The sequence below is a fragment of the Cellulosimicrobium sp. 72-3 genome (assembly GCF_013127315.1).
GTDB lineage: Bacteria > Actinomycetota > Actinomycetes > Actinomycetales > Cellulomonadaceae > Cellulosimicrobium > Cellulosimicrobium funkei.
On the sequence record NZ_CP053419.1, the window covers coordinates 1,050,014 to 1,075,858 of the forward strand.

The 25,845-nt window shown below is 74.3% G+C and carries 15 protein-coding genes; all 15 read left to right on the top strand.

The genetic code is table 11. From position 1 onward, the window contains the following. Window positions 1-47: 47 nt before the first annotated feature. The 15 genes from HKK73_RS04710 to HKK73_RS04780 all read left to right on the top strand — a co-directional run bounded on the left by HKK73_RS04710 (window position 48) and on the right by HKK73_RS04780 (window position 25,801). Window positions 48-926, top strand: a complete 879-nt coding sequence (locus tag HKK73_RS04710) for an NADH-quinone oxidoreductase subunit J (protein ID WP_081895801.1) — start codon at window positions 48-50, stop codon at window positions 924-926. Then, window positions 926-1,225, top strand: coding sequence for an NADH-quinone oxidoreductase subunit NuoK (gene nuoK / locus HKK73_RS04715; protein ID WP_021482715.1), 300 nt, complete (start codon window positions 926-928; stop codon window positions 1,223-1,225). The genes HKK73_RS04710 and nuoK overlap by 1 nt, the downstream gene beginning before the upstream one ends. Window positions 1,226-1,238: 13 nt before the next feature. After that, entirely contained in the window at window positions 1,239-3,269 is a 2,031-nt protein-coding gene (nuoL, locus tag HKK73_RS04720) for an NADH-quinone oxidoreductase subunit L (protein ID WP_228485244.1), read from the top strand. Between the two features lie 13 nt (window positions 3,270-3,282). Beyond that, window positions 3,283-4,953: an NADH-quinone oxidoreductase subunit M gene (locus HKK73_RS04725; protein ID WP_171467550.1), complete on the top strand. Its 1,671-nt coding sequence runs from the start codon at window positions 3,283-3,285 to the stop codon at window positions 4,951-4,953. Then, window positions 4,950-6,731, top strand: a complete 1,782-nt coding sequence (nuoN, locus tag HKK73_RS04730) for an NADH-quinone oxidoreductase subunit NuoN (RefSeq protein WP_171467551.1) — start codon at window positions 4,950-4,952, stop codon at window positions 6,729-6,731. The genes HKK73_RS04725 and nuoN overlap by 4 nt, the downstream gene beginning before the upstream one ends. Before the next feature lie 65 nt (window positions 6,732-6,796). Next, window positions 6,797-7,801 carry a polyprenyl synthetase family protein gene (locus HKK73_RS04735; RefSeq protein ID WP_034652106.1) on the top strand — a complete coding sequence of 335 codons (1,005 nt, stop codon included), beginning with the start codon at window positions 6,797-6,799 and terminating at the stop codon, window positions 7,799-7,801. 354 nt (window positions 7,802-8,155) lie between these two features. Continuing rightward, window positions 8,156-14,170 (top strand): Ig-like domain-containing protein, encoded by a 6,015-nt coding sequence (locus HKK73_RS04740; RefSeq protein ID WP_253705785.1) that lies wholly within the window; start codon window positions 8,156-8,158, stop codon window positions 14,168-14,170. Between the two features lie 47 nt (window positions 14,171-14,217). Beyond that, window positions 14,218-15,192 carry a MoxR family ATPase gene (locus HKK73_RS04745; protein ID WP_171467552.1) on the top strand — a complete coding sequence of 325 codons (975 nt, stop codon included), beginning with the start codon at window positions 14,218-14,220 and terminating at the stop codon, window positions 15,190-15,192. A gap of 82 nt (window positions 15,193-15,274) precedes the next feature. Then, window positions 15,275-16,618, top strand: coding sequence for a DUF58 domain-containing protein (locus HKK73_RS04750; protein ID WP_253705787.1), 1,344 nt, complete (start codon window positions 15,275-15,277; stop codon window positions 16,616-16,618). Then, a complete protein-coding gene (locus tag HKK73_RS04755; RefSeq protein WP_171467553.1) occupies window positions 16,618-19,119 on the top strand; it encodes a transglutaminase family protein in 2,502 nt (833 codons plus the stop codon). The genes HKK73_RS04750 and HKK73_RS04755 overlap by 1 nt, the downstream gene beginning before the upstream one ends. Further along, entirely contained in the window at window positions 19,116-20,756 is a 1,641-nt protein-coding gene (locus tag HKK73_RS04760) for an RDD family protein (RefSeq protein ID WP_171467554.1), read from the top strand. The genes HKK73_RS04755 and HKK73_RS04760 overlap by 4 nt, the downstream gene beginning before the upstream one ends. Then, complete coding sequence (locus tag HKK73_RS04765) at window positions 20,753-21,610, top strand: PP2C family serine/threonine-protein phosphatase (protein ID WP_043660484.1); 858 nt, start codon at window positions 20,753-20,755, stop codon at window positions 21,608-21,610. Before HKK73_RS04760 ends, HKK73_RS04765 begins: the two co-directional genes overlap by 4 nt. Further along, complete coding sequence (locus tag HKK73_RS04770) at window positions 21,607-23,313, top strand: FHA domain-containing protein (RefSeq protein ID WP_171467555.1); 1,707 nt, start codon at window positions 21,607-21,609, stop codon at window positions 23,311-23,313. Before HKK73_RS04765 ends, HKK73_RS04770 begins: the two co-directional genes overlap by 4 nt. Next, window positions 23,310-25,103: a serine/threonine-protein kinase gene (locus tag HKK73_RS04775; RefSeq protein ID WP_171467556.1), complete on the top strand. Its 1,794-nt coding sequence runs from the start codon at window positions 23,310-23,312 to the stop codon at window positions 25,101-25,103. Before HKK73_RS04770 ends, HKK73_RS04775 begins: the two co-directional genes overlap by 4 nt. Then, complete coding sequence (locus HKK73_RS04780) at window positions 25,100-25,801, top strand: hypothetical protein (protein WP_043654136.1); 702 nt, start codon at window positions 25,100-25,102, stop codon at window positions 25,799-25,801. The genes HKK73_RS04775 and HKK73_RS04780 overlap by 4 nt, the downstream gene beginning before the upstream one ends. The last annotated feature ends 44 nt before the right edge of the window (window positions 25,802-25,845 follow it).

Genomic DNA, 25,845 nt, shown 5'->3' on the forward strand with positions numbered 1-25,845 from the left:
TCGGGGGCGGCGGCGAGGCGGTCCTCTTCTGGGTCCTCGCCCCCCTCATGGTGCTCGCGGCGCTCTCGCTGCTCTTCGCGCGCAAGGCGGTGCACGCCGCCATCGCGGTCATGTTCGTCATGGTCGACCTCGCGATCCTGTACATCGCGCAGGAGGCGCCGTTCCTCGGCGTCGTCCAGGTGGTCGTCTACACGGGCGCCGTGATGATGCTGTTCCTCTTCGTGCTCATGCTCGTCGGCGTCGACGCGTCGGACTCGCTCGTCGAGACGATCCGCGGTCAGCGCTGGATCGGCGTGCTGCTCGGACTCGGGCTCGGGGCCGTGCTGGTCGGCGTCGTCTCGCAGGCGGCGTTCCCGCCCGCGGTCGGTCTCGAGGCCGCGAACGCGGTGACGAACCCGACGGCGCTCGCGCGCGTGCTCTTCGCGGACTACGTGTTCGCGATGGAGGTCGTGGGCGTCCTGCTCATCACCGCCGCGGTCTCGGCGCTCGTGCTCACGCACCGGCGCCGGCTCACCCCGAAGGTCGGCCAGCGCGAGCAGGCGGACGCGAAGGTCGCGGCCCTGCCCTCGGGCGGCCGGCTCACGCCGCTCGCCGCGCCCGGCGTGTACGCGCAGAACAACGCGATGGACACGCCGGCCCTCGACCCGCAGGGGCGGCCCATCGAGGAGTCGGTGTCCCGCATCCTGCGGATCCGTGGCCAGGAGCGCTCGGCCGGCACGATCCTCGAGGCCGAGCGCGACGTGCTCGTCGAGCACGAGCCGCACCGTGCCCTGCCCGCGCTGCGGGCCCAGGACGCGAACGAGCGCGTGGTGCAGGCCGCGACGGCCGAGCAGCCCGAGGGCGAGCCGCCCGCCGGCGACGTCGGGGGTCCCGACGACCCGGGCCGGTCCCGCGTGCCCGGCGCGACCCCGGGAGGAGAGGACTGATGGAGCTCACCCACTACCTCGTGCTGGCCGCGATCCTCTTCGCGATCGGCGCGGCGACGGTCCTGCTGCGCCGCAACGCGATCATCGTGTTCATGGGCATCGAGCTCATGCTCAACGCGACCAACCTCGCGTTCGTCACGTTCGCCCGCATCCACGGCGACGTGACCGGCCAGGTCCTCGCGTTCTTCGTCATGGTGGTCGCGGCGGCGGAGGTCGTCGTCGGCCTCGCGATCATCGTGTCCATCTTCCGCACCCGTCGGTCCGCCTCGGTCGACGACGTCAACCTGCTCAAGAGCTGAGGGGCCGGCACCGATGACGATGCTCCTTCCCGCCCTGCCGTCGGCGGGCGGACTGCTGACCGCGACCGACGTCGTGCCCGCGACCGAGACGGTCCCGGGCGCGTTCCTCGCCGCACCGCTGCTCGTGCTGCTCCCGCTCGTCGGGGCGGCGGTCCTGCTGCTCGCGGGCCGCCGCAGCGATCGCTGGGGCGCCTGGTTCGGCGTGCTGATGTCCGCCGCGGCGTTCGTCGTGGGCCTGGTCCTCTTCGTGTCGATGCTCGGCCTCCCGGTCGACGAGCGCGTCGTGGACTACCGCCTGTTCGACTGGATCGCGTCCGGCGGGCTCGACCTCGCCGTCGGGCTGCGGATCGACCCGCTGTCCCTGACGTTCGTGCTCCTCGTGACGTTCGTCGGGACGCTCATCCACGTGTACGCGGTCGCCTACATGGCGCACGACCGCGACCGGCGCCGGTTCTTCGCGTACCTCAACCTGTTCATCGCGGCGATGCTCGTCCTCGTCCTCGCCGACTCGTTCCTCCTGCTGTTCGTCGGCTGGGAGGGCGTGGGACTCGCGTCGTACCTGCTCATCGGGTTCTGGAACCACAACCGGGCGTACGCGGTCGCGGCGAAGAAGGCGTTCGTCATGAACCGCGTGGGCGACATCGGCCTCATCGTCGCGATGATGCTCATGTTCGCGACGTTCGGCGCGCTCGACTTCAGCACGGTGTTCGCCCGCGTGCCGGAGGCCTCGACCGCGCTGCTCACGGCGACGGGCCTCGCGCTCCTGCTCGCGGCGTGCGGCAAGTCGGCGCAGTTCCCGCTCCAGGCGTGGCTCGGGGACGCGATGGCCGGCCCGACGCCGGTCTCCGCGCTCATCCACGCCGCGACCATGGTCACGGCGGGCGTCTACCTCGTCGTGCGGTCCGCGCCGATCTTCGAGGGCGCGCCGACGGCGCAGCTCGTCGTGGTGATCGTGGGTGCGGTGACGCTGCTCTTCGGGGCGATCGTCGGCTGCGCGAAGGACGACATCAAGAAGGCGCTCGCCGCGTCGACCATGTCGCAGATCGGCTACATGATCCTCGCCGCCGGGCTCGGCCCGATCGGTTACGCGTTCGCGATCTTCCACCTCGTGACGCACGGCTTCTTCAAGGCCGGGATGTTCCTCGGCGCGGGGTCCGTCATGCACGGCATGGACGACCAGGTCGACATGCGCCGGTTTGGCGGCCTCGCGCGGTACATGAAGGTCACGTGGATCACCTTCATGATGGGCTGGCTCGCGATCCTCGGGATCCCGCCGTTCTCGGGCTTCTGGAGCAAGGACAAGATCATCGAGGCCGCGTTCGTCCCCGTCGACGGCGAGCCGTGGCGGGCGTGGGTCTTCGGCGGCGTGGCGCTGCTCGGCGCGGGCATCACGGCGTTCTACATGTCACGCCTGTTCTTCATGACGTTCTCCGGTCGCCGCCGCTGGAACGACGGCAGCGGCTCCGTGGACGGCCTCGGCCCGCAGGACGGTCCGGTCCAGCACCCGCACGAGTCCCCGCGCCTCATGACGTGGCCGATGATCGTCCTCGCCGTCGGGTCGGTGGCCCTGGGCGGCATCCTCGCCGCGGGCTCGCGCTTCGTCACGTGGCTCGAGCCCGTCACGGGGCACGCCGAGCACCACGAGCCCGTGCTGCCCGTCTGGTCGCTCATCGCGCTGACGCTCCTGCTCGTCCTCGCGGGCGCCGCCCTCGCGTGGCGCCAGTACGCGATGTCGAGCGTCCCGGTCCGCGCCCCGCGCGGCTCCGTGCTCACGCGCGCGGCCCGCCGCGACCTGTACCAGGACGACGTCAACGAGACCGTGTTCATGCGTCCCGGCCAGTACCTCACGCGCTCGCTCGTCTACGCCGACAAGGAGATGGTCGACGGCGGCTGGATGGGCCTGGCGGGCCTCGTCGGCAAGGTGGGGGAGTGGCTCCGCGGGTGGCAGAACGGCTACGTGCGCTCGTACGGCGCGACGATGCTCGGCGGCCTCGTGGTCGTCGTCGCCGTCGTCCTCGCCCTGACCACCGGCTCCGCGAGCTGAGAGGGAGACACCCATGACCACCTCCGTCCCCTGGTTGTCCCTGCTCATCGCCTGGCCCCTGGTGGGTGCCGCGGCGGTGTGGCTCACGGCCGCGGCCCGCACACGCGGCGTCGGCCCGGGCGCGCTGCGTGCCGTGCGCGGCATCGCGCTCGGCGCGGCGCTCGTCGAGCTCGGCCTGCTCGTCGGCGCGTTCACCGCGTTCGACACGTCCGCGGCCGGTACCCACCAGCTCGCCGAGACCTATCGCTGGATCCCGCAGATCGGGGCGAGCTACGCGGTCGGCGCCGACGGCGTCGCGCTCGCGCTCGTCGCGCTGTCGGTGCTGCTGGTCCCGCTCGTCGTGCTCGCCGCGTGGAAGGAGCAGGACGGCGACGTCCGCCGCCTGCGCCACTACCTCGCGCTCGTGCTGCTGCTCGAGGCGTTCATGGTCGCGGTGTTCGTCGCGCGCGACGTGTTCCTCTTCTACGTGCTGTTCGAGGCCATGCTCATCCCGGTCTACTTCATGATCGGCGGGTTCGGCGTCGGGGCGCGGCGGCGCTACGCCGCGGTGAAGTTCCTGCTGTTCTCGCTCGCGGGCGGCCTCATCATGCTCGCGGCCGTCATCGCGCTCTACGTCCAGGTGCCGATCGACCCGGCCACGGGCGCGCGGCCCGAGGACGCGTTCCTCACGACGAACCTCGTGGGGTACTTCGCGGAGAACCCGATGCCGGTCACGATCGAGCGGCTGCTGTTCCTCGGCTTCTTCCTCGCGTTCGCCATCAAGGCGCCGCTCTTCCCCGTGCACACCTGGCTGCCCGACGCCGCGCAGCACGCGCCGGCCGGGACGTCCACGCTGCTCGTCGGCGTCCTGGACAAGGTGGGCACGTTCGGGATGCTCACGCTGTGCCTGCCGCTGTTCCCGAACGCGAGCAGGTGGGCGGCGCCCGTCGTCGTCGTGCTCGCCGTCGTGTCGATCCTGTACGGCGCGCTCATGGCGATCGGGCAGAGCGACCTCATGCGGCTCATCGCCTACACGTCGGTGTCGCACTTCGGGTTCATCGTGCTCGGCATCTTCGCGTTCACGTCGCTCAGCGTGTCCGGCTCGTCGCTCTACATGGTCAACCACGGGATCTCGACCGGGGCCCTATTCCTCATCGCGGGCTTCCTCGTCGCGCGGCACCCGGAGCGCTCGCAGCGCATCGCGGACTACGGCGGCCTGCAGAAGGTCGTCCCGGTGCTCGCGGGCACGTTCCTCGTGGCGGGCCTGTCCGCGCTGTCGCTGCCCGGCCTGTCGACGTTCGTCAGCGAGATCATGGTCCTCGTCGGGACGTTCGCGCGCAGCCCGTGGGCCGCGCTCGTCGCGGTGCTCGGCGTCGTGCTCGCCGCGCTCTACGTGCTGCTGACCTACCAGCGGATCTTCACGGGCGGCACGCGCGAGGGGCTCGACCGGCTCCCCGACCTGGGCGCGCGCGAGAAGTGGGTCGTCGCGCCGCTGATCGTCGCCCTCCTCGTCCTCGGGTTCTACCCGGCGCCCGCGCTCGACCTCGTGCGCGAGCCCGCCGAGGTGACGCTCTCCGACCTCGCGGTCGCGGGCGTCGAGGACCCGCCGCGCTCCGACCCGTTCGCCGCGGGGACCGAGCAGGTCGCCTCCTCGAGCCAGGGCACGTCCGTCACTCCTAGCTCCGACGAAGGGAGCGAGTCGTGAACGACTCCTTCGTGGCCCCCACGGTCGACTGGCTGTACCTCGCCCCGGTCCTCGTCGTGCTCGGTGCCGGCGTCGTCGGCGTGCTCGTCGAGGCGTTCGTCCCGGCGCGCGTCCGGCGCACGGTGCAGGTCGTGCTGGCCCTGCTCGCGACCGCCGCGGCGCTCGCGCTCGTCGTCGTGCTGTGGCGCGACCCCGCCGTCCAGGGCACCGACGGCGCCGCCTACGGCGTGCGGGTGCTCGGCGGGTCGATGGTCATCGACCCCTTCGGGCTCGCGATCCAGGGGATCGTCGTGCTGCTCGCGTTCCTGGCGATCCTCGTGATCGCCGACCGGACGTCGACCGGCCAGGACGCGTTCGCGCCGTCCGCGGCCGCGGTCCCCGGCTCGCCGTACGAGGACCTCACTCGGCGCAAGGGGCTGGAGCAGACCGAGGTCTACCCGCTCGTGCTGTTCGCCGTCGGCGGCATGATGATCTTCCCCGCCACGGGGAACCTGCTCGTGATGTTCGTCGCGCTCGAGGTGCTCTCGCTCCCGCTGTACGTGCTGTCCGCGATGTCCCGGCGCCGCCGCCTGCTGTCGCAGGAGGCGTCGTTCAAGTACTTCCTGCTCGGCGCGTTCGCGTCCGCGCTGTTCGTGTTCGGCGTCGCCCTCGTCTACGGGTTCGCCGGCTCGGTGGACCTCGTCGAGGTGTACCGGTCGCTCGCGACGCCCGAGGGCCCGCTCGCGAGCATGCCCGGGCTGGTCGTCGTCGGTGCCCTGCTCGTCCTCGCGGGGCTGCTGTTCAAGATCGGTGCCGCCCCGTTCCACTCGTGGACCCCCGACGTCTACCAGGGGGCCCCGACGCCGATCACCGGCTTCATGGCGGCGTGCACCAAGGCCGCGGCGTTCGGCGCGCTCCTGCGCGTGCTGTACGTCGTGAGCCTCGGCCTCGCGCAGTCGTCGCCGGCCACGCGCGAGGACCTGTTCGTCGCGCTGTGGATCGTCACGCTGCTCACCATGGTCGTCGGGACCGTCGTCGGTGCCGTGCAGACCGACGTCAAGCGGCTCCTCGCGTACTCGTCGATCGCCCACGCGGGCTTCATCCTCGTCGGCGTCCTCGGCTTCTCCCAGCTCTCGCTGCGGGCGACGGTGTTCTACCTCCTCGTCTACGGCCTCGCGACCGTCGGCGCCTTCGCGGTCGTCACGCTCGTCCGCGAGACGGCCCCCGTCCGCGAACGGGTGCCCGCGACCGTCGGGGCGGGCGCCGGGGGAGCCGACGGCTCGGACGCGGCGGACAACGTCACGGACGACTCGTCCCGGGAGCCCGTCGCCGTGCTCGGCGAGGCCACGCACCTCGCCCAGTGGGCAGGTCTGGGGCGCCGCAGCCCGTGGCTCGCCGGCGTCTTCTCGCTCTTCCTGCTCTCCATGGCGGGCATCCCGCTGACCGCCGGGTTCGTGGCGAAGTTCACCGCGTTCGGCGCGGCGATCGCCGGCCCCGACGGCCAGGGCGGCGGCTCCACGTGGGTGCTCGCGGTGGTCGGTGTGCTCGCCTCGGCCGTGGCGGTGTTCTTCTACGTCCGCCTCATCGTGCTGATGTTCTTCACGGCGCCGTCCGGCGGCGTGGGCGACGGCGCGGACGGCGGCGCGGAGGCCTCCGAGGGCACCGGCGTGACCGTCGTGCGGTCGACCGGACCGACGACCGTGGCGATCGCCGTGTGCGCGATCGGGGTGCTCCTCCTCGGTGTGTTCCCCTCCCCGGTTCTCGATCTGGCGGCCGAGGCGGTTAAGTTCGTCCCGTGACCTCCGTGCCTCCCGTCCCCTCCGCGCCCGCCGGGCCCCGCGGCCCGCGCGAGCGGACCGCTCCCGTGACGACCACCGCGATCCCGATCTCGGACCCCGAGCTCGCGGCCGCCCTCACCGAGCGCCTGGCGGAGGTCGAGACCCGGCTCCGGGCCGCCGTCGCGCACGCCGACCCGCTCGCGGACTCGGCGTCGCGGCACCTCGTGAACGCCGGGGGCAAGCGTCTGCGCCCCCTGCTCACGCTGCTCGCGGCCGAGCTCGGGGACGGGACGCGGCCCGAGGTCGCGGAGGCGGCCGTCGTCGTCGAGCTCACGCACCTCGCGTCGCTCTACCACGACGACGTCATGGACTCCGCGCCCGTGCGGCGCGGGGCGCCGTCCGCGCACGCGGTGTGGGGCAACTCCGTCGCGATCATGGTCGGCGACCTGCTCTTCGCGCGCGCCGCGTCGACCGTGGCGGCGCTCGGCCCGGAGGCCGTGCTCATCCAGGCACGCACGTTCGAGCGGCTCTGCCTCGGCCAGCTCCACGAGACCACGGGGCCGGGCGAGGGCGACGACCCCGTCGAGCACTACCTCGAGGTCCTCGCGGACAAGACGGCGTCGCTCCTGTCGACGTCCGCACGGCTCGGCGCGATGTTCGCCGGCTGCCCGGCCGACGTCGTCGAGACGGTCGCGGCGTACGGCGAGCGGCTGGGGGTCGCCTTCCAGCTCGCCGACGACGTCCTGGACCTCGCGTCCTCGGGCGACGAGTCGGGCAAGACGCCCGGCACCGACCTCCGCGAGAAGGTCCCCACGATGCCGGTCCTCCTGCTGCGCGCGCGTATCGCGCAGGGGACGGCGACGGAGGACGACGCGGCGCTCGTCGAGCTCCTCGACTCCGACCTGACCGACGACGCCGCGCTCGCGGCGGCCGTCGCGGCGCTGCGCCGCCACGAGGTGCTCGCCGAGACGCGCGCCCTCGCCGTCCGGTGGGCCCGCTCCGCCGTGGACGAGCTCGACACGCTGCCCCCCGGGCCGGTGAGCGACGCGCTGCGCTCCTTCGCGGAGGCCCTGGCGGACCGCGCCGCCTGACCCGCCGACGGGGTGAAATTCCCGGTCGCCGGTGCCGTGCGCACGGGGCCGTCCCGGTGCCCGCGCCGGTTGCCCGGGACACCCGTCCGGCCCGGCCAGGAGCGGCACGCCCGACAGCGGTCCGCGCCGGTGGCCCCGGGGCGCGCGGCCTGAGAGGGGAGTTCTCCCCATGGGACGGGTGTCGGATCTCACTCGCCGTCCCGTTATCCTCGGTTGCGCGATCGGTGGGGCCGCCCGGCAAGTGCGAGATCGAGGGGGCCGGCGAAGGGGACCGGTCGCCTCCCGATCCGGCACCTCGGAGGACTTGTGGGTTTCCTGGCGCGCCTGCGTGAGCACCGCCGTACCGTCGCGTCGGTGAGCACCGTGTCGGTGTTCTCCACGGCGCTGGTGGGACTCGCGCTGTTCACCGAGGGCGAGGCCACCGCGGACGTGGACCTCAACGACTCGGGCGTGTGGGTGACGAAGACGTCGGCCGGCCTGGTGGGGCGGTTCAACTACGAGTCCCAGGCGATGGACGGCACGCTCAACGCGGGCAGTGCGTCGTTCGACGTGCAGCAGGACGCGGGCCGCGTCCTCCTCGAGGACGCGGGCACCGGGACCGCCTCGCCCGTGGACGTCGCCCACCTCAAGCTCGACGGCCAGGTGCGGCTGCCGGCCGGGGCGCAGGTCGCCTCCGGCGGCGCGACGACCGCGATCCTCGACGGCGAGGAGGGCCTGTTGTGGGTCCTGCCGTTCGACGGCGCCACCTCGTTCGACGCCGAGGAGCTCGACCCGACGGTCGAGGTCGAGGGCGACGGGGACGTCGTCGTCGCGCAGGACGGCACGGTGTTCGTCGCGGTCCCGTCGACCGGGACGCTCTGGACGGTCCGCACGACGGCGCGCGGCGCGGTCTCGGGGGAGCCCGCGTCCACCACGCTGCCCGTGGGGTCGGGTGCCGAGGTCGAGGTGACCGCGGTCGGCGACGAGCCGGTCGTGCTGGACCGCTCCGCGTCGCAGCTCGTGCTGCCCGGCGGACGCACGGTGGCGCTCGAGGACGGCGCGGAGGCGCGGTTGCAGCAGCCCTCGGCGGCGTCCGACGACGTGGTGGTCGCGACGTCGCGCGGTCTCGTCACGCAGCCGCTCGCCGGCGGCGACGCGGTCCGCCGCGCGGCCGAGGGCCGCCCGGCGGCGCCCGTGCAGCTCGGGTCGTGCACGTACGGGGCGTGGGCCTCGACCGGCCAGGTGATCCGCGACTGCGAGGGCACCGACCGCGACCTGGACACCCGCCTGGAGGGGATCGACCCGCAGGCTCGCCTGGAGTACCGGGTGAACCGGCAGGTCATCGTGCTCAACGACCTGTCGGCGGGGACGTTGTGGATGGCGGCGGACGAGTACCAGAAGGTCGACGACTGGGACGTCCAGATGCCCGAGGAGGCCGAGGGCGAGGAGGCCGACGCGGAGCTGACGAACCCCGAGCAGGTGGACCAGTTCATCGCGGACCGGTCCCAGCCGAACCGGCCGCCGCAGCCGAAGGACGACACGTTCGGGGTGCGTCCGGGGCGCACGACGATCCTGCCGGTGCTGGGCAACGACGTGGACCCGGACGGGGACGTGATGACGGCGTCGCTCGTCGGGGACTCGCCGTCGAACGCGACCGTGCAGACCATCATGGGCGGCGCCGCGCTCCAGGCCGTGGTCCCCGAGGACGCTGAGGGCACCGGGTCGTTCCGGTACTCGGTCTCCGACGGCCGCGGGGGGACCGCGGAGGCCTCGGTGTCGCTGCGCGTCTCGCCGTGGGGGGAGAACGCCCCGCCGGAGCAGACGGGCGACCCCGTGGTCCGGGTGGAGCAGGGCGGGACGGCGTCGATCAAGGTGCTGCCGTACTTCAAGGATCCGGACGGCGACGACCTCTATCTCGCGTCGGCGGCCGCGACGGTCGCGGGCGACGACGTGCGCTCGCGCCCCGACGGCACGGTCGAGCTGCGCGACGGCGGCGGCTCGACGGGCCGGAAGATCGTCGCGGTCACCGTGGCGGACGGCCAGGGCGGCGTGTTCGAGGGCAAGCTGCTGGTCGACGTGGTGCCGGGTCCGCAGCCGCCGGTCGCGGTGAGCGACCACGTGGTGGTCCCGGCGGGGCAGCCGGTGACGGTGGAGCCGTTGCGCAACGACACCGACCCGAACGGGGACGAGCTGCGCCTGGCGTCGGTCTCGGAGTCCGCTCCGGCGCAGATCACGCCGAACTACGACGCGGGCACGTTCACGTTCCTCTCGATGGAGCCGCGCTCCTACGACCTGACGTACCAGGTGACCGACGGCCCGAACGCGACCACGGGCCTGGTGCGGGTGGACGTCCTGCCCCCGTCCGCGGCCGAGGGCGCCCCGATCGTCGTCACCGACACGGCCCTGCTGCCCACCGGCGGCTCGACCCTGGTCGACGTGCTCGTCAACGACACCGATCCGGCGGGCGGCGTCCTGGTGGTCCAGTCGGTCTCGGTCCCGGCGGACGCAGGCGTCTCCGTGGCCGTCCTCGGGCACCAGATGCTCCGCGTCACGGAGCTGCGGCGGCTCGACGGCCCCGTCAGCATCGCCTACACCGTGTCGAACGGCACGGAGTCGGCCGTGGGCGAGGTGCGGGTGGTGCCGGTGCCGGCGCCGACGCGGCTGCAGCCGCCGAACGCGGTGGCGGACGAGGTGACGGTGCACGCGGGGGACGTGGTGACGGTCCCGGTGCTGAAGAACGACACGCACCCGGACGGGTTGGAGCTGTTCCTGCAGCCCGAGCTGGAGCAGGACGTGGACCCGGCGCTGGGCGAGGCGTTCGTCTCGGAGGACACGCTGCGGTTCAAGGCGGGCTCGGAGGCGGGCACGGCGTACGCGATCTACCGGGTGCGGGACGTCAACGGGCAGGAGGACTCGGCCCAGGTCACGATCCGGATCCGCGACGGCGAGGACAACGCCCCGCCGCAGCCGCGCGAGATCGAGGCCCGGGTGCTGTCCGGGTCCAGCGTGCGCATCGCGGTCCCGCTGGACGGCATCGACCCCGACGGCGACTCCGTCCAGGTGACGGGGGTGGCGGCGCCGCCCGCGAAGGGCTCGGCGAGCGTCGTCGAGGGCTTCCTCGAGTACGCGGCCTCCAAGAACGCGACGGGCCTCGACACCTTCACGTACACGGTCCTGGACGCCCGCGGGGCGACGGCGACCGGGACCGTGCGGGTGGGGATCGCGCGGCCGGGCGAGAGCAACCAGTCGCCGGTCGCGGTGGACGACGAGGTGACGGTGCGCCCGGGGCGCACGGTCTCGGTCGCGGCGCTGGCCAACGACACCGACCCCGACGGCGACCAGGTCGGGCTGGTCCCGGGCGGGATCGAGGACACCCACGACCTGGACGCCGAGGTCGTGGCCGACCGCATCGTGCTGACCTCGCCCGACCAGGACGGCTCGTACACGTTCTACTACCAGATCCAGGACACCTACGGCGCCCGCGCGACCGGCGCGGTCACCGTGAACGTCTCGGCGAACGCGCCCCTGCTGCCCCCGGTCGCGCGCGACGACACCGTGCCCGTGGAGGACATCCTGGGCAAGACCGAGGTCACCGTCCCCGTCCTGGACAACGACGAGGACCCCGACGGCGCCGCGAGCGACCTCACCGTCACCACCGACGCGACCACCGCGAGCGTCACCCCCGACGGCGAGCTCACCGTCACCCTCACCGAGGGCCGCCAGGTCATCACCTACACCGCGACCGACATCGACGGCCTGACCGCCAAGGCCTTCGTCAAGGTCCCCGGCCTCACCGACCAGAAGCCCACGCTGCGGCCGGGCACGCAGCTCGAGGTGCTGGCGGGGGAGTCGCTGCCGATCGACCTCACCGAGCACGTGCTCGTCGTGGAGGGCCGCTCCCCGCGCCTGACCACCGAGGACAAGGTCAAGGTCACCGAGGGGGACCGGCAGGTCCCGTCCGTGACCGAGATCGTCTACACGCCGGACGCGGACTACACCGGCCCGGCGTCGGTGTCGTTCGAGGTGACGGACGGGTCGGGCCCGGACGACCCGGAGGGCCGGACGAACGTCCTGACGATCCCCGTCCAGGTGCTCCCGCCGGAGAACCTGCCGCCGGAGCTGTCGACCCCGACGCTCGACGTCGCAGCGGGCGAGGAGGCCTCGATCGACCTCGCGCGCTTCGCGACCGACCCCGACGGCGACCCCCTGACCTTCAAGGCCACCGGCCAGGCCCAGGGCGTGACCGTGACCGTCGAGGGCACCACGCTGCGCGCCCAGGCGACCCCGGACGTGCCCAAGGGCTCGGTCGTGCAGGTCCCGATCACCGTCACCGACGGCGAGCACCCCCCGGTCGAGGGCACCGCGACCCTGACCGTCGTGGCCTCGACCCGGCCCCTGGCGCGCGCCAACCCCGACACCGTCGACGACGCCCACCAGGGCAAGGCCACCACCGTCCCCGTGCTGGCCAACGACTCCAACCCGTTCCCCGACCGGCCGCTGACCCTCGTCGACGCCGTGGTGGAGACGGGGCAGGGCACCGCCTCCGTCGCGGGCGACCAGGTCTCGGTCACGCCGCGCGACGACTTCGTCGGGGTCATGGTGGTCCGGTACCGGATCCAGGACGCGACGAAGGACCCCGACCGCGAGGTCGAGGGCCGCGTCCAGCTCAAGGTGCTGGGCAAGCCCGAGGCGCCCGCGACCCCGCAGGTCGTCGAGGTCCGCTCCAAGACGGTCGTGCTCACCTGGGACCCGCCGAACAACAACGGCGCCGACATCACCGGCTACACCGTGCGCTCCCAGAACGGCTACGAGAAGGCCTGCGGCACCACCACCTGCACCCTGGACGGCCTGACCAACAACGTCGAGTACACCTTCACCGTCTACGCGACCAACGCCGTCGGCGACGGACCCGCCTCCCCGGCCTCCGCCGTCGCCCGACCGGACGAGAAGCCCGACCCGCCCGCCGCACCCACCCTCGAGTTCGGCGACAAGTCCCTCACGGTCACCTGGACCAACAAGACCTACACCGACCGCTCCCCGATCCAGGCCGTCAACCTCGAGATCTCGCCCGCGCCGCCGGGCGGCTCCGTGCAGAAGACGGCCCTGACCGGGACGTCGGTGACGTGGGACGGCCTGCAGAACGGCGTCGCCTACAAGGTGCGTGCCCAGGCCGTGAACCTCGCCCCCGACCCCTCGGACTGGGGCGACTACTCGGCGGCCGAGACGCCCGCGGGCAAGCCGGCGGCGCCCGCGAAGCCGGCGGTGCAGCGCACGTCGATCGGCGACACGTCGCAGATGCAGGTCTCGTGGGGCGCCCCGGACGGCAACGGCGCCCCGATCACGCGGTACACGATCGAGGCGCTGCGGGGCGGGAGCGTCGTGCAGACCGCGACCGCCGACGGCGGCGCGACATCCACCACGATCGGCGTCCCGGCGGACACGACCGGGTACGCATTCCGCGTCCGTGCGCACAACAAGGCGACGGACAAGCTCGGCGACGCCGAGTTCTCGCCCGCGTCCGACCCGGTGCGCGCGTTCGCGAAGCCGGGCGCGGTGTCGAACCTCAGCGCCGACGCCAACGGCACGGACGGTCAGATCCAGCTGTCGTTCGGCGCCGCGTCGGGCAACGGCGTGCGGGCCGACGAGATCACCTACCAGTACGACGCCGGCGGCGGCTGGCAGCCGCTCGGCGCGAACAAGGTCGTCGGCGGGCTGTCGAACGGCAAGCCGTACTCGATCAAGGTGCGCGCGGTCGCGGGTGTCGACGGCGCGCGCGAGCCGGGCGCTGCGGCGACGGCGAACGAGGAGTCGCCCTACGGGCCCATCCCGGCGCCGGTCGTGTCGATGAACGGCGGCGACCGCTCGATCACGTACAGCTGGTCGACCGCGGGCAACGGGCGCGGGTACTCCGTGCAGGTGCGCGGCGCGGTCCAGTCCACCCAGAAGGAAGGCTCCGGGAGCCTCTCGGTCGGCTACTCCGAGACGCGCGAGATCTGCGTCCGGGTCATCCCGACGGAGGGCGCCGCGAAGGAGACGTGCAGGTCGGCGACGTCCGACAAGAAGCCCGAGCCCGTCCTCACGGTGAGCAAGGGGAGCAACCACAAGCTCCCTGACGGCAACTGGCCGGGGTACTGCAGCCACTCGTCGTGCGCCGAGCTCTACCTCACCATCAAGGACGGCCCCGCCAACACCGCGTTCCGGGTGACGTGCTACGGCGGCGGGTCGCAGATCGGCTCCGGCAACTACAGCCGCGACGCCCAGGGCCGCGCCCTGCGGACCGACGGCAACGGGAACTACTCCGGCGGCCAGCAGTGCGTCTACGGCCAGCCGGGCGGCTCGGCGCGGATCGAGACGACCATCGGGAGCACGAACACCATGACGTGGTACTAGCGCGGACCGCGCCCCACCTCGGACAGCACAGCGAACGGAAGCGACGAATGACCACCATGACCCCCGAGCAGGCCACCTGGTTCGCTCAGACCTTCGACCGCCTCGTCGGCAACGTGGCCCAGGCCGTCCTGGGCAAGGCGCACGTGGTGCGCCTGACCCTGACGTGCATGCTCTCCGAGGGCCACATCCTCCTCGAGGACGCGCCCGGCACCGGCAAGACCTCGCTCGCGCGCGCCCTCGCCGCGAGCGTCCAGGGCACGAACAACCGCATCCAGTTCACCCCGGACCTCCTGCCGTCCGACGTCACGGGCGTGACGATCTACGACCAGAAGACGGGGAAGTTCGAGTTCCACCAGGGCCCGATCTTCGCGTCCATCGTCCTCGCGGACGAGATCAACCGCGCCTCGCCCAAGACGCAGTCCGCGCTCCTCGAGGTCATGGAGGAGGGCCGGGTCACGGTCGACGGCGTCGGCCACGACGTCGGCCGCCCGTTCATGGTCATCGCGACGCAGAACCCCATCGAGCAGGCCGGGACGTACCGCCTGCCCGAGGCGCAGCTCGACCGCTTCCTCATGAAGGCGTCGATCGGCTACCCGGACCACGCCTCGACGGTCGAGATCCTCTCGGGCGCGTCCGTCCGCGACCGGAGCAAGACGCTCCAGCCGCTCATCACGACGCAGGCCGTCACGGAGATGGCCGAGCTCGGTGCGCGCGTGCACGTCGACGGCGCGGTGCTCGAGTACGTCTCCCGGCTCGCCGAGGAGACGCGCAACGCGCCCGAGGTGCGCGTCGGCGTCTCCGTCCGTGGTGCGCTCGCCCTCGTGCGCTGCGCGAAGGTGTGGGCCGCCGCGCACGGGCGCAACTACGTCCTGCCGGACGACGTCAAGGAGCTGGCGCAGCCGACGTGGGCGCACCGCCTCGTGCTCGACCCCGAGGCCGAGTTCGCGGGCGCGACGAACGAGGCCGTGCTCGGCCGCCTGCTCGCCGACGTCGCGGCGCCGCAGGAGCGCCGCAGCGCCTGACGCGACCGGCGTCCCGCACGCCGGCCGCACGCCGTCCCGCCGCCGGCGGACCGACGGCCCGCACCGACCGAGAGCCCATGCCATGAACGCCACCCCCGGCCCGACGAGCGGGTTCCCCAGCGCCCGCTCCGGCCGCACCGCCAGCGGCGGCCGCCCGGGCGCACCCCGCGCGGGGTCCGCCCTCGCCGGGCTGCTCCGCCCCCTGGCCGCACCCCTCGCGCGGGTCACCGCGCCGGTCGGGCGTGCGCTCGCGCCCGCCGCGCGGACGGTCCGGCCCGTGACGTCCGCGGTCAGCCCGTTCGGTTGGGCCGCGCTCGTCGTCACGGTCGCGGCCTGGTGGGCCGGGCTCGCGCTGTCGTGGCTGGAGCTGCTCGTCGTGGCGGTCCTGCTCACGGTCGCGCTGCTCGCGGCCGTCGCGTTCGTCCTCGGGCGCTTCCGGTACGCCGTCGTGCTCGATCTCGCGCAGCAGCGCGTGACGGTGGGGGACCGCGCGGTGGGCCGGCTCGACGTCCGCAACGACTCCGCCCGACCGCTGCTCCCGTCGGTCATGGAGCTGCCCGTGGGGCAGGGCATGGCGACGTTTCCCGTGCCTCGCCTGCGCCCGCAGGGGAGCCACGAGGAGATCTTCACCGTGCCGACCCACCGGCGGTCGGTCATCTCCGTCGGCCCGGTGCGCTCCGTGCGGGCCGACCCGCTCGGGCTCCTGCGGCGCGAGGTCGTGTGGACCGAGCCCGAGGAGCTCTTCGTCCACCCGCGGGTCAAGAACCTGTCCGGCTCGTCGACCGGGTTCCTCAAGGACCTCGAGGGCCGCGTGACCACCGACATCTCGAACTCCGACGTGTCGTTCCACGCGCTGCGCGACTACGTGCCCGGCGACGACCGCCGCCACATCCACTGGAAGACGACGGCCCGCACGGGCCAGCTCATGGTGCGCCAGTTCGAGGAGACGCGGCGCTCGCACCTCGCGGTGCTGCTCTCGACGCGCGCGGAGGACTACGCGCACGACGACGAGTTCGAGCTCGCCGTGAGCGCGTGCGGGTCCCTCGGGCTCCAGGCGATCAAGGAGGACCGCGGCGTCACGGTCCTCGTCAACGACGGCAACCTGCGCGGCGACCACCGCACGCGCCTCCTCGACGACCTCGCGCGCGTGGAGACGCAGTCGCAGCGCACGTCCCTCGTCGACGTCGCGCGCGTCGCGGGCCTGACGATCACCGACGCGTCCGTCGTGGCGTTCATCGTCGGGAGCCGGGTCACCCCGACGGAGCTCCGTGCGGCGTCGGCGCGCCTGCCGCAGGACGTGCGCGTCATGGCGATCCAGTGCGTGCCCGGCGCGTCCCTCAGCCGGCACGCGATCGCGGAGCTCGTCGTCCTCACCATCGGCGAGCTCGGCGAGCTCCCCCTCGCCCTGCGGAGGCTGAACGACTGATGAGCGCTCCCAGCACCACGACGCGCGGCTCGCGCCGCGCCACGCCGGTCGGCACGCCGGCGCCCTCGTCCGGCACGTCGCAGCGGAACACGACCCGGCTGCGCGGCGCCGACACGCCGCGCGCCCTCACGGCGCTCGGCGCCGTCGACGCGCTCGCGCTCGTCCTCGTCCTCGGTGCCACGGTCGTCGGGTTCGGTCCCGTCTGGGGCTCCTCGGGCTACCTGCTCCCCGCGGCGGGGGGCGCCCTCGTCGGTCTCGCGGTCGCGTGGCTCGGCGCCTGGCGGCGCTGGGCGGCCTACACCGTGCTCCCGGTCGCGGTCCTCGCGTACCTCCTCCTGGGCGGTCTGCTCGCCCTGCCCGCCGACGCGATCGGCGGCGTGCTCCCGTCGCTCACGACGATCGCCGACCTCGCGCGGGGGGCGGTGACGGGCTGGAAGGAGTTCGTCACGACGGTCCCGCCGCTGCACTCGTTCCCGCACCTCGCGGTCGTCCCCTACCTGCTCATGCTCGTCACGGGTCTCCTCGCGGGCACGATCGCGTGGCGCGCGCGTCGTGCCGCGTGGGCGCTCGTGCCGGTGGCCGGCGCGTTCGTGGCGGTCATCCTGCTCGGGACCGTCATCGCGGCGTACCCGGTCGCACAGGGCCTCGTGCTCGGCGGCGTCGGCCTGCTCTGGGCGGGGTGGCGCGTCACCGCCGCGCGGCTCGGCGCGCACCAGATCACGACGGAGGCGAGCCGCGCCGCGACCCGGCGCCTGTGGTGGCACCGCGTGCGCACGGGCGCCGCGATGCTCGTCGTCGGGGGCGTCGCGGCGGCGTTCGCGGCCCCCGCGCTCCTGCCCGACGACCCGCGCACCGTCCTGCGCGAGACGGTCGTCCCGCCGCTCGACCTGCACCAGTACGTCAGCCCGCTCACGGCGTTCCGCAAGTACGCGAAGGACATGCGCGAGGACGAGCTGTTCACCGTCCGGGGCCTGCCCCCGGGCGCGAAGGTCCGCCTCGCCGCGCTCGACACCTACAACGGCGTCGTCTACGACGTCTCGAGCGGGCTGCCCGGCTCGGGCGTCTACACGCGCGCGGGCCAGGAGATCGCGACGGTCGCGCCCGGCACGCCGACGCGCCTCGACGTCCAGGTCGGCGACTACACCGGGGTGTGGGTGCCGGACGTCGGCCAGCTCGCGGGCATCACCTACACCGGCGAGCGGGCGCGCGAGCTCGCCGACACGACGTACTACAACGGCACGACCGGCACGGCGCTGTCGACCGCCAGGCTGCGCCCGGGCGACACCTACACGCTCGACGCGCTCGTCACGGCCGAGCCCACCGAGGACGACCTGCGCGCCGGGGCGATCGACCAGTCGGTGCAGGTCCCCACGCCGCCGAAGGGCGTGCTGCCCGCGTCGCTCGCGGGCAAGGCCGCGCAGTTCATGGGCGAGGAGACCGAGCCCGTCGACCAGCTCTACGCGCTGCGCGACGGCCTCGTCGCGAGCGGCATCTTCTCGAGCGGGCTGGACACGCAGCCGCCGTCGCGACCGGGCCACTCGGCGGAGCGCATCGACACGCTGCTCGCCGACGAGGAGATGGTGGGCGACGACGAGCAGTTCGCCGTCGCGCTCGCGCTCATGGCCAACCAGGCCGGCATCCCGGCGCGCGTCGTCATGGGCTTCTACCCCGACCTGGACAAGAACCCGCTCGAGCCGGGCGAGCCGTACACCGCGACCGGGACCGACGTGCACGCGTGGGCCGAGGTGCCGTTCGTCGGGCACGGCTGGGTGCCGATCACGGCGATCCCGGACGAGGACAACAAGATCCAGCCCGAGCCGAAGAGCCTCCAGGTGCCCAAGCCCCCGATCCTCGAGGACCCGGAGCCGCCGGAGGAGCCGGCCGAGGCCGAGGCCGGGAAGATCGACGACGAGGAGAAGGAGAAGGCCGACAGCGACGGGTTCGACTGGGGGCAGGCCGTCCTCATCGGCGTCGCCGTGGTCGTGCCGCTCGCGCTGCTCGCGCTCCCCGTCGTGCTCGTGCTCGCGTACAAGGCGCGACGCCGGGCGCGGCGCCGCACCGCGGAACGGCCCGTCGACCGCGTGAGCGGTGGCTGGCGCGAGGTGCTCGACGCCGCGACCGACCTCGGGACGCCCGTCCCCGCCGGCTCGACGCGCCGCGAGGGCGCGGGGGTGCTCGCGCAGGCGTACGGCGCGACGGCGACCATCCCGCTCGCGCACCGCGCCGACGCGACCGTGTTCGGCACCGGGGAGCCGACCGAGCAGGAGATCGAGGCGTTCTGGGCGGACGTCGACTCCGTCGTCGGAGGGCTACGCTCCTCCGTGAACCGTCGCGCGCGGGTGCGCGCCGCGCTCTCGCTGCGGTCCGTGCGTGCGGGCGCCGGTTCCGCGGGCCTGCGCCGGTGGCTGCCCGGCCGCCGCGCCGGTGCGCGGGGTGGAGCCGTGCCCCCGGCGGCAGGGTCGTCGTCGGGGCCGTCGAGTCGACAGGGAGACGAGTCATGAGCGACGTGACGTGCCCCGCCTGCGGGTCCGCGCAGTCCCCGGGGGCCGCGTTCTGCGCGGTGTGCGGTCAGCCGTTCCCGCGGACGGGCCGGCCCGTCGCCGCGCCGTCGGCCGGGCCGGTCGGCGGCGTCCAGGCCGTCGCGGGCCGCGGTGGGCCGGACCTGCCGTACGCCGCCGTCGCGCACTCGGCGCCGGACACGACGACCGAGCCCGAGGTCTACGCGGCGACGCAGAAGGCCTTCGTCCCGGTCTCGGCCGGGGCGTCGCCGTCGTCCCTCGCCGCCGCGCCCTTCGCCGGGACCGGCCGCCGGTTCCTCGCGTACCTCGTCGACGCGGCCGTGCCGGCCGTCGTCGCGCTCGTCGTCCTCGTGGCGGGTCTCGCGGTCGTGGGTGCGCCGCTCGGCAGCGTGCAGACGGTGACCCAGGACGAGGCCGCCGCGCTGCTCGGCAAGATCCTCGTGGTCTACGTCGTGGCCGCGGTGCTCGCGCTCGCGTGGTGGGTCGGCGTCTGGTTCTGGGAGGGATCGACGGGCAAGACGCTCGGCAACCTCGCGACCGGCATCCGCACGGTGGACGCGCGCACTCGCGGGCCGGTCGGGTTCGGGCGCGCGGCGCTGCGCTGGATCATCGTGGGCGTCGTGCCGCTGGGCGGGATCCTCGTCGTGCTGCTCAGCCCGCGCTTCGACTCCTCCGGCCGGTCGCAGGGCTGGCACGACAAGGCGGGCCGGTCGCTCGTGCTCGACGTGCGCGGCGTCGCCCCCACGTCCTCGGGGTACGACGGCGTCGCCTCGCTCGTGGCGGGCGGCCCCGCCGGGGCGTACGGCGCCCCGGCCGCCCCCGGCGCGTACCCCGCCGCCCCGGGCGGCCACCCGGCGTCGTACCCGGCGCCCGACGCCGGGCGCCCGTCCGCGCCGTCGGCCGCGACCCCCGCCGCGTCGTTCGCGCCGCCGCCGTCTCCCGCCTCGCCGGCCCGCCCGGGCGAGGCGTCCGGCGCGGTGCCGGCCGCGCCGGTGCCGGACCCGTGGGCCTTCCCGTCCACGCCCGCGCCCGCGCCCACCGAGGGCGGTCTCATCACGGGCGTCCCCGGCGTCGGGAGCGGAACGTCCGCCCCGGCGCCCGCCGCGCCCTCGCCGGCCGCGGTGCCGGCGCCCGCGCCCGTGCCGACGCCCGCGCCCGTGCCGACGCCCGCCCCGGCTGCTGCGCGGTCCGCCGCCCCGCCGGCGGGTCCCGAGGCCGCCGAGCCCGAGTGGGACAGCACCCGGATGTCCGCGCGCGACGTGCGCGCGATGGACCCCGCGCCCGACGTGGCCGTCGTCCTCGAGCTCGAGTCGGGGGAGCGGCGCACCGTCGACCGCCCGACCCTCGTGGGCCGCAACCCCCAGGCGCCCGACGACGGCCCGTGGACCCTCGTCGCCCTCGACGACCCGACGCGCTCCGTCTCCAAGACGCACGCCGAGCTGCGCGTCGACCCGAGCGGCCTGTGGCTCACCGACCGCGGCTCGACGAACGGCACCGTCGTCTCGGTGCCCGGATCCCCGCCCCGCGTCGCCGAGCCGGGGACGCGCGTGCGCGTCCCCGTCGGCGCGACCATCCACGTGGGCGACCGTCGCCTCGTCGTCCACCCGGGAGTCTCGTGACCACCGACCAGCCCGCCGAGGTGCACCTGGCCTGGGGCGCGGCGTCGCACCGCGGCGCCCGCCGCCTCCTCAACGAGGACCGCTTCCTCGCCGCGCGCTCCGTCTTCTTCGTCGCCGACGGCATGGGCGGGCACGAGGCGGGGGAGGTCGCGAGCGCGACGGCCGTCGAGGCCCTGCGCCCGCTCGCCGACCTCGAGGTCGTCACGCCCGAGGAGGTGCGGACCCGGATCGCGGTCGCGCAGGAGAACGTGCAGGCGATCGTCACCGAGCCGGGGCGCGGCGCCGGCACGACCGTCACGGGCGTCGTCGTCTCCGAGCAGGACGGCAACCCGTACTGGCTCGTCGTCAACGTCGGCGACTCGCGCACCTACCACCTGGCGGGCGGCCGCCTGGAGCAGGTGAGCGTCGACCACTCCGAGGTGCAGGAGATGGTCGACGCCGGTCTCCTCACCCCGACCGAGGCGCTCACGCACCCGCGGCGCCACGTCGTCACGCGCGCGCTCGGCTCGCGCAACGCCCCGCAGGCCGACTTCTGGTACCTGCCCATCGAGCGGCACGACCGCGTGCTCGTCTGCTCCGACGGCCTCACCGGCGAGCTGTCCGACGAGCGGATCGCCGAGGTCCTGCTCGCCACGCCGGACCCGCAGGGCGCCGCCGAGCGGCTGGTCCACGAGGCCATCGCGGCCGGTGGCCGGGATAACATCACAGTCGTCGTCGTCGACGCGACGGGCGTGTCCGACGACACGAGCGGCGGGAGCACGACGCCGCGGGACCAGGTGGCGGCGCCGGGTCCGGTCGTCGACGAGGACACGCTGCCCAGGGATGTTCGTCTGCAGATCGGGGGTCTGACGTGACGCTGCGCTACGTCACCGGAACGGCACGCACCGTGGTGCGCGGCGGCGCGGTCGTCGTGCTGCCCGCACCGGTGGAGCCCTCGCTCGTCGAGCAGGTGTGGGACCAGCTCGGCACCGACGCGGGCGTCGTCGAGGTCCTCCAGGTCCTCACGGGCGCGTTCGGCTCGAGCCTGCGCACGGTGCCGCCGTTCGTCGTCGCGGTCGTCACCGGCCGTCGCGTCCACGTGGCCGCGCGCGGCCGCCTCTCCGTCACGCTCGAGCTCGACGGCGGCGACCGCGTCCAGGTCGAGGGCGAGGGCGTCACCACCTGGTCGGAGCGGGTCCTCGACGACGTCGTCGAGCTGCTCGTCCGGGCCGACGCGGGCGTGGTGCCCGTCGAGCCCGCACCGCCCGGCGGGCCGCTCCTCGGGGATGCGCTCTCCGTGCCGCTCGAGTCGGGCGTGGTGCTCGCGTCCGCGGTCGCGTGGCCGCTCGTCGAGCGCCCCGAGCGCCCCGAGCTGCCCGTCGCGGGCGGCGAGGACCTCGGCTCCGACCCCGGGCCGGACGACGACCGGCTCGTCACCTCGGAGGCGAGCGCCCGCGAGGACCAGGCCTCGCAGCCCGGTCCGGGTGCGAGCCACGCCGCCGCGGAGACCGCGACGCTCGCCGAGGCGTCCGCGGTGCCGTCGGCGACGACGGTCCTCGGCGGTCTCGGGGCGACGCTCCGGCTCCCGGAGGAGACGATCGCGCCGCAGCCCGACGCCGTCGAGCCGCCGCCCGTCGTGGAGCCGGCCGCGCCGGTCTCCGAGGCGCCCCCGGAGGAGGACGACGACTACGCCCACCTGTGGGGCTCCACCATCCTGCGGACCGTCGAGGACGCCGCGGTCCGCTCCGCGGAGGACGAGGAGACGGACGAGGCCGACGAGCCCGCCCCGTCGGCCACGGTGCCGCCCGCGCCGCCCGTCCCGGCCGTCCCCGTCCCGCCGACGGACGAGGCGCCCGTGCCCGCCCCGCCGCCCGCACCGGACGGCCTCATCGCGGGCGTCCCGCGCGAGTGGACGGGCGCCACGCCCGCCGCCGCGCACCGGGCGGCGACCGTCACGCCCGACGACGAGCCCGCGCCCGTCGCCGGGCTCGACCACGACGGCCACACCGTGCTGTCGTCGGCGATCGCGGACCTGCGCGCGGCGGCCCAGGAGCCGGCGGTCGAGGACGCGCCCGTGCCGCCCCCGGTCCCGTCCTTCAGCCCGCCGCCCGCACCGGGGCAGCAGCAGATCCTCGCGCGCACGTGCCCCGAGGGGCACGCGAACCCGCCGTCGCGCGACACGTGCGCCGTGTGCGACGCGCCGCTCGACGGCGACGCCGAGCTCGCCGTGCGCCCGCCGCTGGGCCGGGTCGTGGTCTCGACGGGCCAGACGCTCGATCTCGACCGGCCGATCGTCGTGGGCCGTCGCCCGCGCTCGCCGCGCACGCAGGCCGCGGAGCTCCCGCGTCTCGTCACGGTGCCGAGCCCGCAGCAGGACATCTCGCGCTCGCACCTGGAGATCACGCTCGAGGGCTGGCACGTGCTCGTCAGCGACATGGCGACGACGAACGGGACCACGCTCCTGCGCGCCGGCCAGCCGCCGCGGCGCCTGCACCCGTCCGAGCCGGTCCTGGTCGTCGACGGCGACGTCGCCGACCTGGGCGACGGCGTGACCCTGCGGTTCGAGGGGATCCGGTGAGCAGCAAGCGCGCACCGTCCCCACCACCGGAGATCCGCGGCTTCGAGTACGTCTCGCTCATCGGCTCGGGCGGGTTCTCGGACGTCTTCCTGTACCAGCAGCAGCGCCCGCGCCGCCGCGTCGCGGTGAAGGTGCTGCTGCACGAGTGGTCGAGCCACTCGCAGCGCGCGGCGTTCGACGCCGAGGCCGACCTCATGGCGACGCTCTCGACCCACCCGTCGATCGTCACGATGTACGAGGCGGACATCGCGGACGACGGCCGCCCGTACCTCGCGATGGAGTACTGCTCGCGGCCCAACCTCGGCGCGCGCTACCGCACCGAGCGGCTCCCCGTCGCGGAGGCGCTGCGCACGGCCGTCCAGATCGCCGGTGCCGTCGAGACGGCGCACCGCGCCGGGATCCTGCACCGCGACATCAAGCCCGCGAACATCCTCGTCACCGAGTACGGGCACCCCGCGCTCACGGACTTCGGCATCTCGTCCACGGTCGACGACGCGGCACGCGCCGAGGGCATGTCGATCCCGTGGTCACCGCCGGAGTCGTTCGCGGAGCCCCCGCGCAGCGGCATCGCGACGGACGTCTGGGCGCTCGCCGCGACGACGTACACGCTGCTCGCCGGGCGCACCCCGTTCGAGGTGCCCGGGGGGTCGAACTCGAGCGCGAACCTCATCTCGCGCATCGAGGGCTCGCCGCTGCCCCCGACGGGCCGCACCGACGTCCCCGCCTCGCTCGAGCGCGTGCTCGCGACGGCGATGGCGAAGAGCCCGGCGTCGCGCTACCCGACGGTCCTCGCGTTCGCGCGCGCCCTCCAGCAGGTGCAGAACGAGCTGTCGTACGCGGTGACGCCGATCGACCTGCTCGACGACTCGGGCCACGTCCAGGAGGAGGAGCCGGACGACGACGCCGGGACGCGCCTGCGCCAGGTCGTCTCGATCGACCCGTCCGGGACCGGAACGTCCGCGGGGCCCGTGGCGCCGGGCCGTCCGACGCAGCCGACCACGCCGCTGCACACCGCCCCGCCCGGTGCGTGGCCCGGGCAGACCGTCGCCCCGGGCACCGCGCCCGGGCAGCCGGCGCCGTACCGCCCCCAGGTGCCGTACGCGCCCGCCGCGTGGGACCAGGGGCCCTCGGCGGGGACGTCCGGCACGGTGCCGACGACCGCCGTCGGGCAGGGCGGCGCGCCCGTCGCGGAGCTCACGGACCCCTCACGGCTGTACCCCGGCCCGCGGCGTCCCGGTGGTTGGGGCACCCCGCCCGTCGAGGACACCGTGCACCGGACGGCCGGACCGGACCAGGCGCCCGACGACGCGTCCCCGCAGGAGCAGCGCTCCGGCCGCGGCGCGCTCTGGGCGACGGTCGCGGGCGTCGTCGGCGTCGCGGTCGCCGTCGGGGGGTTCTTCCTCCTGCGGCCCGACGCGACGCCGGACGACACGGAGACCACCGCGGGCGGCGAGAGCTCGACCGCGCCCGACGACGACTTCGTCCCGTCGGACAACCTCGGCGACCTCGTGCCCCCGGTGAACGACCTCGTCGGCACCTACGACCCGGCGCGCGAGGTCGCGACGTTCACGTGGGCCTACGACTCGGACAAGGCGCTCGAGGACGACTCCTTCTGGTGGCGCAAGATCGACCCGATCGAGGAGACGCCGTTCAAGGAGAACTTCGACAAGACGTCGGTCGAGCTCCGGGCCAAGCCCGGCGAGCAGGTGTGCATCGAGGTCATCGTCGACCGGGACGGCAAGGTCTCGGCCGCGCCGCAGAAGACGTGCGTCACGGGGGAGGCCGCATGAGCGAGCTGGCGGTCGAGTTCTGCGGCGAGTGGTTCCGCCCGTCCACCGACGGCGACCCGTTCGACATCGGGCGCGACGGGGACCTTGCGATCGAGGACAACCCGTACCTGCACCGGCGCTTCCTGCGCATCGCGCACGAGGGCGGCATCTGGTGGCTCGCCAACGTGGGGTCGCTCATCTCCGCGACGGTGTGCGACTCGGGCGGCGGCGTCCAGTCGTGGCTCTCGCCGGGCAACCGCCTGCCCATCGTCTTCCCGACGACGTCGATCGTGTTCACCGCGGGGCCGACGACGTACGAGATCACCGCGCAGCTGCGCGGCGCGCCCTACCAGGAGATCCGCTCGGAGGACCCGGAGGCGGGCGGCGCGACGACGATCGGCATGATCACGTTCACGACGAGCCAGAAGCAGCTCATCGTGGCGCTCGCCGAGCCGATGCTGCGGCGCGACGGCACGGGCCTGTCGGAGATCCCGTCGTCCGCCGCGGCGGCGGCCCGGCTCGGCTGGGCGACGACGCGCTTCAACCGCAAGCTCGACAACGTGTGCGACAAGCTCGACCGGATCGGCGTCAAGGGCCTGCGCGGCGGGCCCGGCGCGCTCGCGACGAACCGCCGGGCGCGGCTCGTCGAGTACGCCGTGGCGTCGCGCCTCGTGACGGCGGCCGACCTGCCCCTGCTCGACCTGACCGACGACGGCTGAGCCCGCCCGCTCCTGCGAGCGCGCGCCGCGCGTTCCGGTCGGTC

What these genes read in the sequence shown, in the direction of transcription:
- HKK73_RS04750 (WP_253705787.1), top strand. Translation starts at nt 15,275, where the DNA reads ATGAACGCCACCCCCGGCCCGACGAGCGGGTTCCCCAGCGCCCGCTCC.
- nuoL (WP_228485244.1), top strand. Translation starts at nt 1,239, where the DNA reads ATGACGATGCTCCTTCCCGCCCTGCCGTCGGCGGGCGGACTGCTGACC.
- HKK73_RS04755 (WP_171467553.1), top strand. Translation starts at nt 16,618, where the DNA reads ATGAGCGCTCCCAGCACCACGACGCGCGGCTCGCGCCGCGCCACGCCG.
- HKK73_RS04760 (WP_171467554.1), top strand. Translation starts at nt 19,116, where the DNA reads ATGAGCGACGTGACGTGCCCCGCCTGCGGGTCCGCGCAGTCCCCGGGG.
- HKK73_RS04745 (WP_171467552.1), top strand. Translation starts at nt 14,218, where the DNA reads ATGACCACCATGACCCCCGAGCAGGCCACCTGGTTCGCTCAGACCTTC.
- HKK73_RS04780 (WP_043654136.1), top strand. Translation starts at nt 25,100, where the DNA reads ATGAGCGAGCTGGCGGTCGAGTTCTGCGGCGAGTGGTTCCGCCCGTCC.
- HKK73_RS04710 (WP_081895801.1), top strand. Translation starts at nt 48, where the DNA reads ATGGTGCTCGCGGCGCTCTCGCTGCTCTTCGCGCGCAAGGCGGTGCAC.
- HKK73_RS04725 (WP_171467550.1), top strand. Translation starts at nt 3,283, where the DNA reads ATGACCACCTCCGTCCCCTGGTTGTCCCTGCTCATCGCCTGGCCCCTG.
- nuoK (WP_021482715.1), top strand. Translation starts at nt 926, where the DNA reads ATGGAGCTCACCCACTACCTCGTGCTGGCCGCGATCCTCTTCGCGATC.